10 protein-coding genes, 4 pseudogenes and 1 riboswitch are annotated in these 16832 nt (G+C 70.8%); of the genes and pseudogenes, 7 read left to right on the top strand and 7 right to left on the bottom strand.

From position 1 onward, the window contains the following. Positions 1-118: 118 nt before the first annotated feature. A pseudogene (locus tag BJF80_RS20355) lies at positions 119-628 on the bottom strand (ribonuclease D); the annotation flags it as partial. After that, positions 625-1272, bottom strand: a complete 648-nt coding sequence (locus tag BJF80_RS12150) for a DUF3000 domain-containing protein (protein ID WP_075813938.1) — start codon at positions 1270-1272, stop codon at positions 625-627. The gene BJF80_RS12150 and the pseudogene BJF80_RS20355, both read right to left, overlap by 4 nt. A 120-nt stretch (positions 1273-1392) precedes the next feature. Between BJF80_RS12150 and relB the strand changes: the two genes are divergently transcribed. The 5 genes from relB (at position 1393) to BJF80_RS12125 (ending at position 5855) form a co-directional block, all read left to right on the top strand. Beyond that, entirely contained in the window at positions 1393-2922 is a 1530-nt protein-coding gene (gene relB / locus BJF80_RS12145; protein WP_075813936.1) for a type II toxin-antitoxin system RelB family anti-toxin, read from the top strand. 1 nt (position 2923) lies between these two features. Then, positions 2924-3718: a spermidine synthase gene (locus BJF80_RS12140; protein ID WP_075813934.1), complete on the top strand. Its 795-nt coding sequence runs from the start codon at positions 2924-2926 to the stop codon at positions 3716-3718. A gap of 136 nt (positions 3719-3854) precedes the next feature. Next, positions 3855-4673, top strand: a complete 819-nt coding sequence (locus BJF80_RS12135; protein WP_075813932.1) for an HAD-IIA family hydrolase — start codon at positions 3855-3857, stop codon at positions 4671-4673. Between the two features lie 35 nt (positions 4674-4708). Then, positions 4709-5497, top strand: coding sequence for a glycerophosphodiester phosphodiesterase family protein (locus BJF80_RS12130; RefSeq protein ID WP_083673651.1), 789 nt, complete (start codon positions 4709-4711; stop codon positions 5495-5497). Positions 5498-5519: 22 nt separating this feature from the next. Next, on the top strand, positions 5520-5855 hold the full coding sequence (locus BJF80_RS12125; protein WP_075813930.1) for a YnfA family protein: 336 nt from the start codon (positions 5520-5522) through the stop codon (positions 5853-5855). Between the two features lie 217 nt (positions 5856-6072). Here the strand turns inward: BJF80_RS12125 and BJF80_RS20885 are convergent, their stop codons facing one another. The 5 genes and pseudogenes from BJF80_RS20885 to BJF80_RS12105 form a co-directional block, all read right to left on the bottom strand. Then, positions 6073-7434, bottom strand: a complete 1362-nt coding sequence (locus BJF80_RS20885; protein ID WP_202817209.1) for a diflavin oxidoreductase — start codon at positions 7432-7434, stop codon at positions 6073-6075. An 82-nt stretch (positions 7435-7516) separates the two neighbouring features. Beyond that, a pseudogene (locus BJF80_RS20880) lies at positions 7517-7636 on the bottom strand (hypothetical protein); the annotation flags it as partial. Positions 7637-7880: 244 nt separating this feature from the next. Next, positions 7881-8621, bottom strand: coding sequence for a phosphoadenylyl-sulfate reductase (locus BJF80_RS12115; RefSeq protein WP_028130792.1), 741 nt, complete (start codon positions 8619-8621; stop codon positions 7881-7883). Between the two features lie 19 nt (positions 8622-8640). After that, entirely contained in the window at positions 8641-10419 is a 1779-nt protein-coding gene (cysI, locus tag BJF80_RS12110) for an assimilatory sulfite reductase (NADPH) hemoprotein subunit (protein WP_237767587.1), read from the bottom strand. Between the two features lie 153 nt (positions 10420-10572). Further along, a pseudogene (locus tag BJF80_RS12105) lies at positions 10573-12635 on the bottom strand (NAD(+) synthase). Positions 12636-12777: 142 nt separating this feature from the next. Continuing rightward, positions 12778-12984, top strand: a riboswitch (cobalamin riboswitch). Positions 12985-13145: 161 nt separating this feature from the next. On the opposite strand from BJF80_RS12105, the pseudogene BJF80_RS12100 reads away from it, so the two are divergent. Next, positions 13146-15753, top strand: a pseudogene (locus BJF80_RS12100) (ribonucleoside-diphosphate reductase subunit alpha). Between the two features lie 37 nt (positions 15754-15790). Beyond that, on the top strand, positions 15791-16825 hold the full coding sequence (locus BJF80_RS12095; RefSeq protein ID WP_075813926.1) for a ribonucleotide-diphosphate reductase subunit beta: 1035 nt from the start codon (positions 15791-15793) through the stop codon (positions 16823-16825). The last annotated feature ends 7 nt before the right edge of the window (positions 16826-16832 follow it).

The following is a 16832-nucleotide window of genomic DNA, read 5'->3' as shown; positions in this document are numbered from 1 at the left end:
TGAAGTCGCACAGCGCGGCGAACTCCTGCTGCGCCCAGTCCAGCTTGCCCTGCTCGCGCAGGTCGCGCTCCATCCGGTCGCGGAGCTCGACCAGCAGCTCGACGTCGAGCGCGGCGTAGCGCAACCACGGCTCGGGCAACGGCCGGGTGGACCAGTCGACGGCCGAGTGCTCCTTGGCCAGGGTCACGCCGAGGTAGTACTCCAGCACGGCGGACAGCCCGACCCGCGGCAGCCCGGCGAGCCGCGCCCCCAGCTCGGTGTCGAAGAGCGCTCGCGGGCGCATCCCGACCTCCGCCAGGCACGGGATGTCCTGGGTGGCCGCGTGCAGCACCCACTCCGTCCCCGCGAGCGCCCCGTCGACCGCGGTGAGGTCGTCGAAGGCAATGGGGTCGACGAGCCAGGTGCCGGTCCCCTCCCGGCGCAGCTGGATGAGGTAGGCCCTCTGCCCGTAGCGGTAGCCGGAGGCCCGCTCCGCGTCCACGGCGACCGGACCCTCCCCGGCCCCCAGGGCGGTGATCAGCTGCTGCAGCCCCTCGGCGGTGTCCACCACCGCAGGGATCCCCTCGAGAGGGGTCTCCAGGCGGTCGTAGTCGCTGCTGGGGTCCTCGTCGGTGAGGTCGGGGCTCATCGGTCGCGGCGGACCCCGGTGAGGGCCACCACGCCGTCGGGCAGCGGCGGCAGCCCGGCGAGCGTGCAGAGCAGGTCGCCCCAGGCACCGAGGTGGGCGGCCAGCTCCCGGGCCTCGTCCCCGTCGGTGAGGACCGGGGTCCAGGACGCGCGGATCTCGAGCTCGACGGTCGGCTCCCGGTCGGCCAGCGCCCCGAAGCTCTCCGAGGTGACGCAGGTGACCGTGCCGGCGGCGGCGGACCACCCCAGCTGCGCGTCGTCCAACGCGTCGGTGAGCCAGGACCACCCGGCCTGACCGGCCAGCGGGTCGTGCCCGACCTCCGGCTCCATCTGCGCCTTGGCGTAGGTCACCGCCCGCCAGGTGCCCTCCCACGGCTCGGGCCCCTCGGGGTCGTGCAGGACGACGAAGCGTCCGGTGGCGATCGGGTCCTCGTCATCGACCCGGGAGGGGACGACCTCCCCGGACAGCGCCACCGCGTGCGGCGCGAGCCGGGTCGGGGCGGGGACCTCCTCGAGGACCAGCTCGGAGCGGACCTGGGCCGCGCGGATGCCCTGCAGGCCCCGGGCGAAGACGCCCGGCTCGGGCGCACCCTGGCCGGCCGCGGGACGCTGCCGCGGACGCTGGTCGGAGATCCGGCTCACCACACCCCCAGGGTAGGACGCGCCGGCCGGTCACGGCAGGAGCGCAACGCCGCGACCGCGGCGGTTCCGGCACCGACCCCACCCGTCCAGGCATATCTCATATATGTGATCTACAGTGGCCGGATGACCGAGAGCTACCTCTCCCGCATCGGCGGGCTCATCCGTGACGCCCGCCGCCACAAGGACCTCACGCAGGCCGAGCTGGCCGACCTGCTCAGCACCAGCCAGAGCGCCGTCGCGCGCATCGAGCAGGGCAAGCAGAACCTCTCCCTGGAGATGATCGCCCGCATCGGTGAGAAGCTGGACTCCGAGATCGTCCAGGTCTCCTCCGGCATCCCGCAGAACCTGCGCATCGAGGGCGGCGTCAAGCTGTCCGGCGGCATCGACGTCCGCACCTCCAAGAACGCCGCCGTGGCGCTGCTGTGCGCCTCGCTGCTCAACAAGGGCCGCACGACGCTGCGCAACCTCGCACGGATCGAGGAAGTCAACCGGATCACCGAGGTGCTCACCAGCATCGGCTACAAGATCCGCTGGCTCCCGGACTCCTCCGACCTGGAGATCGTGCCGCCGGAGAAGATCGACCTCGACTCGATGGACGAGGCCGCGGCGCGTCGTACCCGGACGATCATCATGTTCCTCGGCCCGCTCATGCACGAGTTCGACACCTTCGAGCTGCCGTATGCCGGGGGCTGCGACCTCGGCACCCGCACCGTCGAGCCGCACATGATCGCGCTGCGGCACTTCGGCCTGGACGTCACCGCCACCACCGGCAGCTACCACGCCACCGTGGACGACGCGGTGTCCCCGACCCGGCCGATCGTGCTCACCGAGCGCGGCGACACGGTCACCGAGAACGTCCTGCTGGCCGCGGCCCGGCACACCGGCACGACGGTCATCCGCAACGCCAGCTCCAACTACATGGTCCAGGACCTGTGCGTCTTCCTGCAGCAGCTCGGGGTGAGCATCGAGGGCCTGGGCACGACGACGCTGACCGTGACCGGGGTCGAGGAGATCGACACCGACATCGAGTACGCCCCCTCCGAGGACCCCATCGAGGCGATGAGCCTGCTGGCAGCCGCGGTCGTCACCGGCAGCGAGATCACCGTCCGCCGGGTGCCGATCGAGTTCATGGAGATCGAGCTGGCCGTGCTGGGGACGATGGGCTTCGAGTGCCACCTGTCGGAGGAGTACGCCAGCGCGAACGGGCATACCCGGCTCGTGGACCTGACCACCAAGCCGGGTCCGCTCAAGGCACCGCTGGACAAGATCCACCCGCTGCCCTTCCCCGGCCTCAACATCGACAACCTGCCGTTCTTCGCGATCATCGCGGCCTGCGCGCAGGGGTCCACGCTCATCCACGACTGGGTCTACGAGAACCGTGCGATCTACCTCACCGAGCTCACCACCCTCGGCGCCAAGGTGCACCTCATGGACCCGCACCGGGTCATGATCGAGGGGCCGACCAAGTGGCGCGCGGGCGAGATCATGTGCCCACCGGCGCTGCGTCCCGGCGTGGTCATCCTGCTGGCGATGCTCGCGGCGCCGGGCACCTCGGTGCTGCGCAACGTCTACGTCATCAACCGCGGCTACGAGGACCTCGCGACCCGGCTCAACGCGCTCGGGGCGCAGATCCAGACCTTCCGCGACATCTGAGGTGGAGATCGTCCGGGACGAGCGGGGCGGCGCCACGGTCCTCCGGGACGGGCACCCCCAGTCCTACGTCGACCTCGACGACCCCGAGCTCCTCGTCTTCGAGTACGTCGAGCACCTGGCCCTCGTCCTGCGCGCGCTGCGACCCGACCCGGCGCCGCTCGCGGTGACGCACGTCGGCGGCGCCGGTATGACCCTGGCCCGCTGGGTGCACCGCACCCACCCGGGCTCCCCGCAGATCGTGCTGGAGCCGGACGCCGCGCTCATCGAGCTGGTCCGTCGCGAGCTGCCGCTGCCGCGCGGCCACCGCATCCGGGTGCGGCCGCAGACCGGGCAGGAGGGGATCGGCGGGCTGCGCGACGGCTCGGCCGACGTCGTCGTGGTCGACGCCTTCGACGAGGGCCGGGTGCCGGGCGCGCTCGCGGGAGGGTCGTTCGCCGCGGAGCTGGCACGCGTGCTCGCGCCGGAGGGTCTCGTCCTCGTCAACGGGGCCGACCTGCCCGGGCTGAGGTGGGTCGCCCGCCTGGGCGCCACGCTGCGCCAGTCGCTGCCGCACGTGGGCCAGCTGGTGCTGCGCGAGGTCGCCACCGGCAAGCGCTACGGCAACGTCGTGCTTGTCGCCTCGGCGAGACCGCTGGACGACGTGACGCTCACCCGGGAGGCGGCGCGGGCGACCTTCCCCACCCGCTGGCGACCCAGCGCCGAGGTGGCGCGCTCCGAGCGCGGGGTCCAGCCCTTCGGCGAGACCGGCATACCCTCACCCCCTCCCCCGGACTCGGGCCCGCTGCGGCTGCGCTGACGGTGAGGATGCTGGGCTGGGGGCCCAGAAGTTCGCGACTGCACCGGGTATGTCGTGGAATCGCCCTGCCGGGTGACATCACCGCTGCAGTCGCGCACCGTCGGACGCCGGGCCGCTGCGGCCCTACGCTGAGACCATGCGCAACCGTGAGGACGTCGAGGCCTGGCTGACCGACATGGACGGCGTCCTGGTGCACGAGAACCGCGCGCTGCCCGGCGCGCGCGACCTCATCGACCACTGGGAGGCCAGCCACACGCCCTACCTGGTCCTCACCAACAACTCGATCTTCACCGCCCGGGACCTCTCGGCCCGGCTGCACCACTCGGGCCTGCCCGTCCCCGAGGAGCGCATCTGGACCAGCGCCCTGGCGACGGCGGACTTCCTCGCCACCCAGAAGCCCGGCGGGTCGGCCTACGTGGTGGGGCAGGCCGGCATCATCACCGCGTTGCACGAGGCCGGCTTCACGATGACCGAGAAAGACCCCGACTTCGTCGTCATCGGCGAGACCCGGCAGTACTCCTTCGAGGCCATTACCACCGCGGTCCGGCTCGTGGCCGACGGCGCCCGGTTCATCGCCACCAACCCGGACGCGACCGGGCCCAGCGCGGACGGGATCCTCCCGGCGACCGGGGCGATCAGCGCGCTCGTCACGAAGGCGACCGGACGTGAGCCGTATGTCGTGGGCAAGCCCAACCCCATGATGTTCCGGTCGGCCCTCAACACCATCGGCGCGCACAGCGAGACCACCGGCATGATCGGCGACCGCATGGACACCGACATCGTCGCCGGGATGGAGGCCGGGCTGCACACCGTGCTCGTCATGACCGGCATCAGCAGCACCGACACCCTCGCCTCCTACCCGTTCCGGCCGGACGAGGTGCTGGGCGGCGTGGGCGAGCTCGTGCCGTCGGGTCCGGTCGCCTCCGAGATCGAGCCGCCGCGCAGCGACGTGTGACCGGGGGCCGACCGCCCGGCGGATACCCTCGGAGGGTGCGCACGGCCTACCTGGACCACCCCGGCCCGATCCCGATGGCCCACCGTGGCTTCGACCCCGCCGCGGCCGGGCTGGAGAACTCCATGGCCGCCTTCGAGGCGGCGGTCGACCTCGGCTACCGCTACGTCGAGACCGACGTGCACGCGACGCGGGACGGCATGGTCGTGGCCTTCCACGACGAGACGCTTGACCGGGTCACCGACCGGCGCGGCGCGATCCCGGAGCTGTCCTGGCGGGAGGTGTCACGGGCCAGGATCGGCGGGCAGGAGCCGGTCCCGCGCCTCGAGGAGCTGCTGTCGAGCTTCCCGGACCTGCGGGTCAACATCGACATCAAGACCCCCGGCGCGATCGTGCCGCTGGTGCGCGTCATCGAGCGCGCCCGCGCCCACGACCGGGTCTGCGTGACCAGCTTCTCCGACCAGCGCCGGGACGCGGCCGTCATGCGGCTGACCCGGCCCGTGGCGACCTCGGCGGGCCAGCGCAGCACCGCCTCCTTCCGCGCCGCGGCCGAGCTCCCACCCCTCATCCGCGCCTCGGTCGCCGCGCGGGCCCTGCGCTCGGTCGATGCGCTGCAGGTGCCGCCGCACCACCACGGCATCGAGGTGGTGACAGCGACCACGCTGGCCGCCGCGCACGAGATCGGCAAGTCCGTGCACGTGTGGACGATCGACGACCCGGTCGAGATGCACCGCCTGCTCGATCTCGGTGTCGACGGGATCATGACCGACCGGGCCGACGTCCTCAAGGACGTGCTCACGCAGCGCGGCCAGTGGGTCGCGGCCTGATGCGGGCCCAGGAGGTCACCCGATGATCGTGCTCCGGTCCCTCGTCCTCTTCGCGCTCGCCGCGCTCTCCGAGATCGGCGGCGCCTGGCTGGTGTGGCAGGGGGTGCGCGAGCACAAGGGCTGGGTCTGGATCGGTGCCGGCGTCATCGCCCTCGGACTCTACGGCTTCTTCGCCACGCTGCAGCCCGATGCCCACTTCGGCCGCATCCTCGCGGCCTACGGCGGGGTCTTCGTCGCCGGGTCCCTCGCCTGGGGCATGGCCGTCGACGGCTTCGTGCCCGACCGGTGGGTCGTGACCGGCGCCCTCGTCTGCCTCGCCGGCGTCGCGATCATCATGTATGCCCCGCGGCCGGCCTGAAGAACTGCGGCGCGGCGTCGCGGCGGCCTTCGCCCGACGATCCCTCGCCGGCCCCCTTCACCCCACCAGTCACGACCTGCCGGGAAATCCTGATCCGCGCAGGCTATGGCGTGGGCAGATCGGCATTTCCTGGCATCGAGGGACGAGTGGGGCGCCTGGGGTTGGAGGGGTGCGCACGGACCCGCGGCCGGCCTGACCGGGCGCCCGGCGGATCTGATCAGTAGACGTCCCGCTGATAGCGCTTGCCGTCCCGCAGCGCGGCCAGGTAGTCCTCGGCCGCCTCGGCGTCCATCCGTCCGTGCTCGGCGACCACCTCGACGAGGGCGGCGTGCACGTCCTTGGCCATCCGGGTGGCGTCGCCGCAGACGTAGAGGTGCGCCCCGCGCTCCAGCCAGTCGAAGACCTCGGCCCCGTGCTGGGAGATCCGGTGCTGGACATACACCTTCTCCGCCTGGTCCCGGCTGAAGGCGACGTCCATCCGGGTCAGCAGCCCGGACCTGAGGTAGGCCTGCATCTCGACCTGGTAGAGGAAGTCCTGGGTGAAGTGCGGGTTGCCGAAGATCACCCAGTTGTCGCCGTCGGCGCCCTGCGCCTCGCGCTCCTGCAGGAAGGCGCGGAACGGCGCGATGCCGGTGCCGGGGCCGATCATGATGGTCGGGACCGAGGGGTCCTGCGGGAGCCGGAAGTGGTCCCCGGGCTCCACGTAGACCCGCACCTCCTCGCCCTCCTGGGCCCGTCGCACGTGCCCGGAGCACCCGCCGAGGTGGGCCCGCCCGAAGCCGTGCCACTCGACGACGCCGACGGTGAGGTGCACCTCGTCCTCGACCTCGCTCTGGCTGGAGGCGATGGAGTAGAGCCGCGGCTGCATCTTGCGCAGCGAGTCGACGAGCTGCTGGGCGGTGATCCGGGCGGGGTGCTCGTGCACGACGTCGTAGATCTGCCGCTGCTCGAGGAAGGACCGCAGCGCCGGCTTGTCCTCGACCAGCGCGGCCAGCGCCTCGACCGGCTCGGCCGCGGCACCGACGTACTTCTCGACGAAGCCGGGGTAGGACTGGGTGAGCTCCAGGTCCTCGGTCAGGATGGCGCGCAGCGTCTTGGTCTGCTCCCCGAGGGTGACCTCCGCTCCCCCGTCCAGGCCGAGCGCGTCCAGCATGGCCTGCACCGCCTCGGTGTCGTTGTGGAAGAAGACGCCGAGCGAGTCGCCGGGCCGGTAGGTCAGCCCGGAACCCTCGAGCGAGATCTCCACGTGCCGGACGTCCTTGGTGCTGTCCCGGCCGGTGATCTTCTGCACCTCGGAGATCTCCGCGGTGAACGGGTTGCGCTTGGAGTATGCCGTCGGCGCGGCCGCCGAGAGCCCGGGCATCTGCACCACGGTCCCGCCGGCGGGGGTCACCGCCGTCAGCTCGGGCTCGAAGACGTCCAGGGTCGTCTCGATCCAGCCCGGGACCTGGTCCTCGTAGTCGACGTCCAGCAGTAGCCGGTCGGCGACGACCTGGGCCCCCAGCGCGCGGAGCCGGTCCTCGAAGTCCACCGCGGCCTGGCAGTAGAACTCGTAGCTGGAGTCGCCGAGACCGAGCACGCTGACCCGGGTCCGGTGAGGTCGGGCGCTTCTTGGAGGCCAGGAAGGCGTGCATCTTCTCCGCCGTCTCCGGGGGATCCCCCTCGCCCTGGGTCGACACCACGACGGTGAGGAACTTCTCGTGCTTGAGCTGGGTGGGCTTGAAGTCGGCCATGTCGGTCAGCGCGACGGTGAGGCCGCGGGCCGAGGCCGCCGAGGCCATCTCTGCCGCGACGTGCTTGGCGTTGCCGGTCTGCGAGCCGTAGAGCACGGTGAGGGTGGCCGGCTCGGCGGCGGCGGCCGGGGCGGCCCCGGCCGGGGCCCCGGTCTCGGCGCTGCCGGCGAGGTAGCCACTGAGCCAGACCTTCTGCATGGGCGACAGCGAGGCCGCGAGCTCGAAGAACCGCTGGTGCTGGTCGGGCGAGAGCGGGCTCGCGCCCTGGGGGACGGTGCTGGTGATCGTCATGTCAGCCCTGCTCCACGTGCAGACCGCACTCGCGGACGAGCCCGAAGAAGCGGGTGCCCTCCTCATCCAGCTCGTCCTGCGCCCGGCGGGTGGTGTGCGTGTCGCCGATGCTGAGGTAGCCCTCGTGGAAGAGGGGGTGGTAGGGCAGGTCGTGCTCGGTGAGGTAGCGGTGCACGTCGCGGCTGCTCCAGTCGACGATGGGGTGCACCTTGGCCCGGCCGTTCTGCAGCTCGACGGTCTGCCGGTCGGCCCGGCCGTCGGACTGCTCGCGGCGCAGCCCGCTGAACCAGGTGTTGATGCCGAGCTCGTTCATGGCGCGCTGCATCGGCTCGACCTTGTTGATCCGGTTGTACTCCGTGATCCCGTCGACGCCCTGCTCCCAGAGCCGGCCGAACCTCGCCTCCTGCCACGCGGGCGACATCGGGGAGCGGTAGACGTGCAGGTTGAGGCCCAGACGGTCGGTCAGCTCGTCGACGAAGCGGTAGGTCTCCGGGAAGAGGTAGCCGGTGTCGAAGAGCAGGACCGGGATGTCCGGGACCCGGCGGGTCACGAGGTGGAGCATGACCGCGGACTGGACGCCGAAGCTGGAGGTGACGGCATACCCGCCGGGGAGGTGGTCCATCGCCCAGTCGACGCGCTGCTGGGCGCTGCGGCCGCCGAGCCGGAGCGCCGCGGCGTCCAGGTCGTGCGGCATGAGCGGGGCGGGGGCGCAGCAGTCGTCGTTCCTGGCCAGAGCCGTCATGATTCGTCCTCTCGGCTGGTCATGCATGGAAGTCGGTGCGGGAGACGATGACCTCGGCCACGACGCCCGTGCGGATGAGGAAGTCGCCGAAGCCCTCGCCCTCCTCGCGCCCGGAGACCCAGGACCCGATGAGGTGGTCGAGCTCGTCGAGGATGGCCTCGGCGCTGATGTTCTCGCGGTAGAGCTTGGGCACCCGGGTCCCGATCCGGTTGCCGCCGAGGTGCAGGTTGTACTTCCCCGGGCCCTTGCCGACCAGACCCACCTCGGCGAGCATGGCGCGGGAGCAGCCGTTGGGGCAGCCGGAGACCCGGAGCACGATGTGGTCCTCGGGTATGCCGTGCTTGTTCAGGAGCCCCTCGACCTGCCGCACGAAGCCGGGCAGGAAGCGCTCGGACTCCGCCATGGCCAGCGGGCAGGTGGGGAAGGACACGCAGGCCATCGAGCTGCGCATCTGCGGGGTGGTGGTGTCGTCGACGAGGCCGTGCTCGCGGGCGAGGCGGTCGATCACGCGCTTCTGCCGCGGGGGCACGCCGGCGATGATGAGGTTCTGGTGGGCGGTCAGCCGGAAGTGGCCCTGATGGACCTCGGCGATCCGTCGCAGCCCGGTCTTGATCGGGGCCTCGGGACGGTCCTTGATGCGGCCGTTGAGGATGAAGACCGTCAGGTGCCAGTTGCCGTCGTGTCCCTTGACCCAGCCGAAGCGGTCGCCGCGGGAGGTGAACTCGTACGGCCGGGAGGGCTCGAAGGTGACGCCGGCGCGGCGCTCGACCTCGGCCTTGAAGACGTCGGTCCCGACGCGGTCGAGGGTGTACTTCGTCTTGGCGTTCTTGCGGTCGGTGCGGTTGCCCCAGTCGCGCTGGACGGTGACGACGTGCTCGGCGACCGCGAGGGTGTGCTCCAGCGGGACGAAGCCCAGGTCGTCGGCCTTGCGCGGGTAGGTCGCGGTGTCCCCGTGGGTCATCGCCAGCCCGCCACCGACCAGGACGTTCCACCCGACGAGCTCGCCGTCCTCGACGATCCCGACGAAGTTGAGGTCGTTGGCGTGGACGTCGACCTCGTTGTTGGGGGGCAGCGAGACGGTGGTCTTGAACTTGCGCGGCAGGTAGGTGCTCCCGAGGATCGGCTCCTCGGTGCTCTTCGCCTTCTCCCCGTCGAGGAAGATCTCCATGTAGGCCCGGGTGCGCGGCAGCAGGTGCTCGGAGATGCGCGCGGCCCAGTCGTAGACCTCCGCGTGCAGCGCGGACTCCAGCGGGTTGCTGGAGCACAGGACGTTGCGGTTGACGTCGCCGGCGGTGGCGATCGAGTCGATGCCCGCGGCGTTGATCGCCTGGTGGGTGTCCTTGATGTCCGGCTTGAGCACGCCGTGGTACTGGAACGTCTGCCGCGTGGTCAGCCGCACCGAGCCGTACATCGTGTGCTGCTGCGCCCAGTCCTCGACGACGAGCCACTGCTCGGGGGTGATGACCCCGCCGGGCATCCGGGCCCGGAGCATGACGTTGATCAGCGGTTCGAGCTTCTGCTGCGATCGCTCGGACCGCAGGTCACGGTCGTCCTGCTGGTACATCCCGTGGAACCGGATGAGCTGGAAGTTGTCCGGCCCGAAGCCACCGGTGATCTGGTCGCGCAGGTCCTCCGCGATCGTGCCGCGGAGGTAGTCGCTCTCGCGCTTGAGGCGCTCGTTGTCGGACAGCGGCCCCTCGACGATCAGCGGGGCGTCCTGCTGGCTCTGCGGCATGGGGTGCGCGGCTTTCGGTCGGGTCACGATGCGAGCAGGCACCCGGTCGGTGTGCCTGCTCATCGATAAGCGAGGATTATGCCTAACCTTATTCCCCGGCATGGACGATGCGTCAAACCGCCACGCCCGACCGGCGCGGCTGCGGGCATACCGACCGGCGGCCGCACGGTATGCGGGCACGAACGGTGCGTGCGGAGGGATCCTGCTGGGCGCACGTCAGCCGCGCGGGACGTGCCGCTCGAGCTCCTCCAGCCAGACCCGGGCGTTCGCGTCGGACGGGGCGCGCCAGTCGCCCCGGGGCGAGAGCGCGCCCGCCGAGGACACCTTGGGCCCGTTGGGCAGCGCCGAGCGCTTGAACTGGCTGAACGCGAAGAACCGCTCGACGAAGAGGACCAGCCAGCGCCGGATGGTGGGCAGGTCGTAGGCGTTGCGGCCCTCCGCCGGGAAGCCGGGCGGCCACGGGCCGCGCTCCACGTCGCGCCAGGCGTGCCAGGCGAGGAAGGCGATCCGGCTGGGCGGCATACCGAACCGGATGACGTGGTGCAGGGTGAAGTCCTGCAGCTCGTAGGGCCCGATCTTCTCCTGCGTGGACTGGACCGCCCCGTCCTCGCCGGCGGGCACGAGCTCGGGGGTGATCTCGGTGTCGAGGATCGAGGTGAGCACGCGCCCGGTCACCTCGTCGAACATCTGCTCCTCGACGACCCAGCGGATGACGTGCTGGATGAGCGTCTTGGCGAGCCCGGAGTTGACGGTGTAGTGCGACATCTGGTCGCCGACGCCGTAGGTGCACCAGCGAGCGCGAGCTCGGAGAGGTCGCCGGTGCCGAGCACGATGCCGCCGCGCTGGTTGGCCGCGCGGAAGAGGAAGTCGGTGCGCAGGCCCGCCTGGACGTTCTCGAAGGTGACGTCGTAGACCGGCTCGCCGTCGGCGAAGGGGTGGCCGAGGTCCTCGAGCATCTGGCGCGCCATCGGCCGGATGTCGATCTCCTCGAAGGTCACGCCGAGCGAGGTCGCGAGCTCGGTCGCGTTGTCCTTGGTGTGGTCGCTCGTCGCGAAGCCGGGCATCGTGAAGGCCAGGATGTCGCTGCGCGGGCGCCCGGCTCGGTCCATCGCCCGGGCCGCGACGATGAGGGCGTGGGTGGAGTCCAGGCCGCCGGAGACCCCGATGACGACCTTCGGGTCGCCGATGGCGCCGAGGCGTTGCGCCAGCGCGGTGACCTGGATGCTGAAGGTCTCGTAGCAGTCCTGCGCGAGGTCGGCGGGGTCGTCCGGGACGAAGGGGAAGCGGTCGACGGTGCGGCGCAGGCCGATGTCGGTCCGCGGCGGGTCGAGCACGAGGTCGACGGTGCGGAAGCGGGTGACCCGGTCGCCGAGGGCGAGCGCGTTGTCGTCGAAGCTGCCCTGCCGGGCCCGGTCGGCCCGGATCCGCACGAGGTCGACGTCGGCGACGCTGCGGTGCGGGCCCTGCGCGAAGCGCTCGGACTCCACGAGCAGCCGGCCCAGCTCGTGCACCATCGTCTGCCCGTCCCAGGACAGGTCGGTCGAGGACTCCCCCTCCCCCGCCGCCGCGTAGGCGTAGGCGCAGAGCAGGCGGGAGCTGGCCTGCGCCGCGAGCGCGTGCCGCTCCGCCGACTTGCCGACCGTGATCGGGCTGCCCGAGAGGTTGGCGACCACCGTCGCGCCGGCGAGCGCGGCCTCGGAGGACGGGGCGACCGGCACCCAGAGGTCCTCGCAGACCTCGGCGTGCAGGACCAGCCCGGGCAGGTCCACCGCCCGGAAGAGGAGGTCCGGGCCGAAGGGCACCTCCACCGCGTCCGCGTGGCTCGCGCGCGGCAGCCGAATAGTCTGGCCGTCGGTCCCGGCTCCCGCAGCGAAGTGCCGCTTCTCGTAGAACTCGCGGTAGTTCGGCAGGTAGGACTTCGGCGCCACGCCGAGGATGGCACCACGGTGGATCACCACCGCGCAGTTGTAGAGCCGGTTGCGGTGCCGCAGCGGCGCCCCGACCACCACGACCGGCAGCAGGTCGCGGCTCGCCTCGACCACCGACCACAGCGCGTCGACCGTGGCGTCCAGGACGGCGTCCTGCAGGAGCAGGTCGTCGATGGCATACCCGGTCAGCCCGAGCTCGGGGAAGACCGCGACGGCGACCCCCTCGGCGTCGCACTCGCGCAGCTGGGCGACGGTGCGCTCGGCGTTGGTGGCCGGGTCGGCCAGCGCCACCGGCAGGGTGCAGGCGGCGATGCGGGCGAAGCCCTGGTCGTAGGCGCTGTAGAACTCCACGCAGGTCAGTGTGTCAGGCGTGCCGCGGGCCACCACCAGCAGCGCTCGGTGGGCAGAGGGCCACCACACGCGCCGCTCGGTGGGATTCACAAGATGTGGGGTTACATCCGTGTCATTCTTCTGTATATAGTGGCGCACGCAGCTGGTTCGGCTGCGGTCTACGGGGCTCCCGTGGGTCGTGGTCGTCGCAAGAGGGAACCCGGTGAGAACCCGGGACTGCCCCGCAGCGGTGAACGGGAACGACCGTCGCATCCAGGCACTGCGCCCCTGAGGGGGCGTGGGAAGCCGCGACCAGTAGGACCGGGAGGCGAGAGCCGACCGGGCGCCCGTGAGTCCGAAGACCTGCCAGTGCACGGGCGCCCCGATGGCGCGCGTGGCTCGTGACCGCGAGGGACGGTCTGGGGCTGGCAGTGGCGACCCGCGAGGACCGCGGGACCCACGGCATACCCCTCCCCCTCCTCCGGCGCGGGCGCCTCTCGCAGCAGGACCGAGTTCACGAGGGGTGAACCGATGGCCAGCACCACCACCGTCGTCAAGCGCGACGGCACCCGAGTTCCCTACGACGGGCACGAGATCGCCCGCTCCATCGAGGCGGCGGCCCGCGGCCTGGACGACGCGGTCGTCCGGGCCACCCAGCTGCAGTCCGAGCTGGAGATCACCCTCTTCGACGGCATCACCAGCGAGCAGCTGGACGAGGCGGTCATCCAGGTCGCGCTGCAGAACGTCAAGGACGACCCGGCATTCGACACCATCGCCTCCCGCCTGCTGGTCAAGACGATGTACAAGGCGGTCTTCGGCGACACCCGCGACCTGCTCGGCGAGGACGACCCCGAGGTCATCGCCGCCAAGCACCGGCAGTACTTCCCCGGGACCATCGCCCGTGCGTCCGGACCGGCCTGCTCGACCCCCGGCTGACCGAGCTCTTCGACCTCGAGGTGCTGGCCGACGCGCTCGACCCCTCGCGCGATGACCTGCTGCGCTACATCGGGGCCCAGACGCTGCGCACCCGGTATGCCCTCAACGACTCCGACCCGGCGAAGACCGTGCTCGAGACGCCGCAGTTCTTCTGGATGCGCGTCGCGATGGGCCTGGCCCTCAACGAGGCCGACCCCACGACCGCCGCGCTGCAGTTCTACGACGCGATGTCCCGGCTGGAGTACCTCGCTGCCGGGTCGACGCTCGTCAACGCCGGGACTGCTTACAGCCAGCTCTCCAACTGCTTCGTCATGCAGATGGAGGACGACATCGAGCACATCGCCAAGAGCGTGCGCGACGTCATGTGGCTCACCAAGGGCACCGGCGGCATCGGGATGTCGGTCTCCAAGCTGCGCTGCGAGGGCAGCCCGATCCGCTCCAACAACACCTCCTCGACCGGGCCGATCCCCTTCATGCACACCATCGACTCGACCCTGCGCGCGGTGAGCCGCGGCGGCAAGAAGTTCGGCGCGCTGTGCTTCTACCTGGAGAACTGGCACCTGGACTTCCCGGCCTTCCTGGATCTGCGCCAGAACTCCGGCGACCCCTACCGCCGGACCCGCACCGCGAACACCGCGGTGTGGCTGAGCGACGAGTTCATGAAGCGGGTCGCCGCCGACGACGAGTGGTTCCTCTTCGACCCGCTGGAGACCCCGGACCTGGTCGAGGCCACCGGTGCCGACTTCTCCGCCCGGTATGCCGGCTACGTCGCACAGGCCAAGGCGGGGACGCTGCGGCACAAGAAGCTGCGGGCGCGGGAGCAGTGGAAGGCCATCCTCGTCTCGTTGCAGACCACCAGCCACCCCTGGCTGACCTGGAAGGACTCGATCAACACCCGGGCGCTCAACAACAACACCGGGACGATCCACTCCTCCAACCTGTGCACCGAGATCACGCTGCCGCAGGACCGTGACAACGTCTCGGTCTGCAACCTCGCCTCGATCAACCTCTCGCGGCACGTCCACGGACGGCGCAGCGAGGGCGAGGTCAGCATCGACTGGGACCGGCTGGCCCACTCGGCCCGCCTCGCCGTCCGCCAGCTGGACAACCTCATCGACATCACCATCAGCTCGGTCCCCGAGTCCGAGCGGTCCAACGAGCTCAACCGGGCGCTCGGTCTGGGCGTGATGGGCTTCACCGACGTGGTGGAGCGCCTCGGGATGTCCTACGACTCGACGGAGGCCTACGACCTCATCGACCGGCTCGTGGAGTTCGTCTCCTGGCACGCCATCGACGCCAGCGCCGACCTCGCCCGTGAGCGCGGGGCATACCCGACCTTCGAGGGGTCGCGCTGGAGCGAGGGCCTGGTGCCTGTCGACACCATCGGGCTCATGGAGGCCGACCGTGGCCTGACCGTCGAGGTCGACCGCAGCAGCACCATGGACTGGGACGTGCTGCGCGAGAAGGTGCGCGGCGGGATGCGCAACTCCACCCTCATGGCCATCGCCCCGACCGCCTCGATCGGCCTGGTCGCGGGCACCACGCCGGGGCTGGACCCGCAGTTCAGCCAGATCTTCAGCCGGGCCACCAGCGCCGGCAAGTTCCTCGAGGTCAACCGCAACCTCGTCGAGGACCTGCGCGAGCTCGGCCTGTGGGAGCAGGTGCGCGAGGACCTGCTGCGGCACCAGGGCGACCTGTCCAAGGTGGAGGGGGTCCCGGCCGAGCTGACCGAGATCTACCGCACCAGCTTCCAGCTCTCGCCCTACGCCTTCCTGCACGTGGCCGCCCGCGCCCAGAAATGGATCGACCAGGCGATCAGCCGCAACATCTACCTCGCGAGCCGCGACGTCGGCTCGATGGCCGAGCTCTACTCCGCCGCGTGGCGGATGGGCGTCAAGACGACCTACTACCTGCACATGATGCCCCGGCACACTGCCGAGCAGTCGACGGTGAAGGTCAACAAGGCGGCCCAGCCGACCACCGGCGGAGGGGGTGGCGGTGCCCGGCGCGGCTTCGGCGCGAGCGGCAGCGCGCCCGCCCGCTCCGGCTTCGGTGCGGCCGCCCGCCCCTCGGCGACCCCGACCCCGGCCCCCGTCGTCGAGCGCCGCCGCAGGTCGAGCAGCTGCCTGTCGTCGACGAGGTCGACGGCCAGCAGTGCCCGATCGACCCGATGGAGCGCCTGCAGTGCGACTCCTGCCAGTGACCACCCGCCGACCAGACCTCCCGGAGGAGACGACCCCATGACCGACACCCTCGACACGACCACCACCGGCAACGGCACCGAGGCCGGCAACGGCATCCTCGGCACCGGCATCCGCGAGGGCCTGCTGCTCAAGCCCGTCACCTACCCGTGGGCCATGGAGCTCTACGACCAGGCCGTCGCCAACACCTGGTTCCCCAACGAGGTGCAGCTGGGCGAGGACCTCGGCGACTTCGAGCGGATGAGCGAGGACGAGCGGCACGCGCTCACCTTCCTCATGAGCTACTTCAACCCCAACGAGCTGCTGGTCAACAAGGCGCTGGCCTTCGGCGTCTACCCCTACGTCAACGCGGCCGAGTGCCACCTCTACCTCGCCAAGCAGATGTGGGAGGAGGCCAACCACTGCATGAGCTTCGAGTACGTGCTGGAGACCTTCCCCATCGACCGGGAGGCGGCATACAACTCGCACGTCGACGTGCCATCGATGGCCGCGAAGGAGGAGTTCGAGGTCCGCTTCATCAAGCGGATGACCGAGCAGACGCTGGACATCTCCACGACGGAGGGCAAGCAGGACTTCGTCCGCAACCTGGTCGCCTACAACGTCATCCTCGAGGGCATCTGGTTCTACTCCGGCTTCATGGTGGCGCTGAGCTTCCGGCAGCGCAACCTGCTGCGCAACTTCGGGTCCCTCATCGACTGGATCGTCCGCGACGAGAGCCTGCACCTGAAGTTCGGCATCAACCTCATCCTCACCGTGCTCGAGGAGAACCCGGACGTCGCGACGCCGGAGTTCGCCGACGAGATCCGCGGGATGATCCTGCACGCGGTGGAGATGGAGGAGGCCTACAACCGGGACATGCTGCCCAACGGCATCCTCGGGCTCAACGCCGACTACATCAACACCTACGTCCGCTACCTCGCGGACCGGCGGCTGGAGGAGCTGGGCTTCGAGCCGGAGTACGGCGTCGCCAACCCGGCCAAGTGGATGGCCGCGGCCAACGACACCCTGCAGCTGGTCAACTTCTTCGAGTCGATCAACACCTCCTACGAGGTCAACACCCGCGCCGACTCCTGAGGAGCGG

The organism is Serinicoccus sp. CUA-874 (assembly GCF_001942225.1).
Taxonomy (GTDB): domain Bacteria; phylum Actinomycetota; class Actinomycetes; order Actinomycetales; family Dermatophilaceae; genus Ornithinicoccus; species Ornithinicoccus marinus.
Note: the sequence above shows the minus strand (reverse complement) of the source record. Positions and strands in the feature narration are given on the sequence as shown.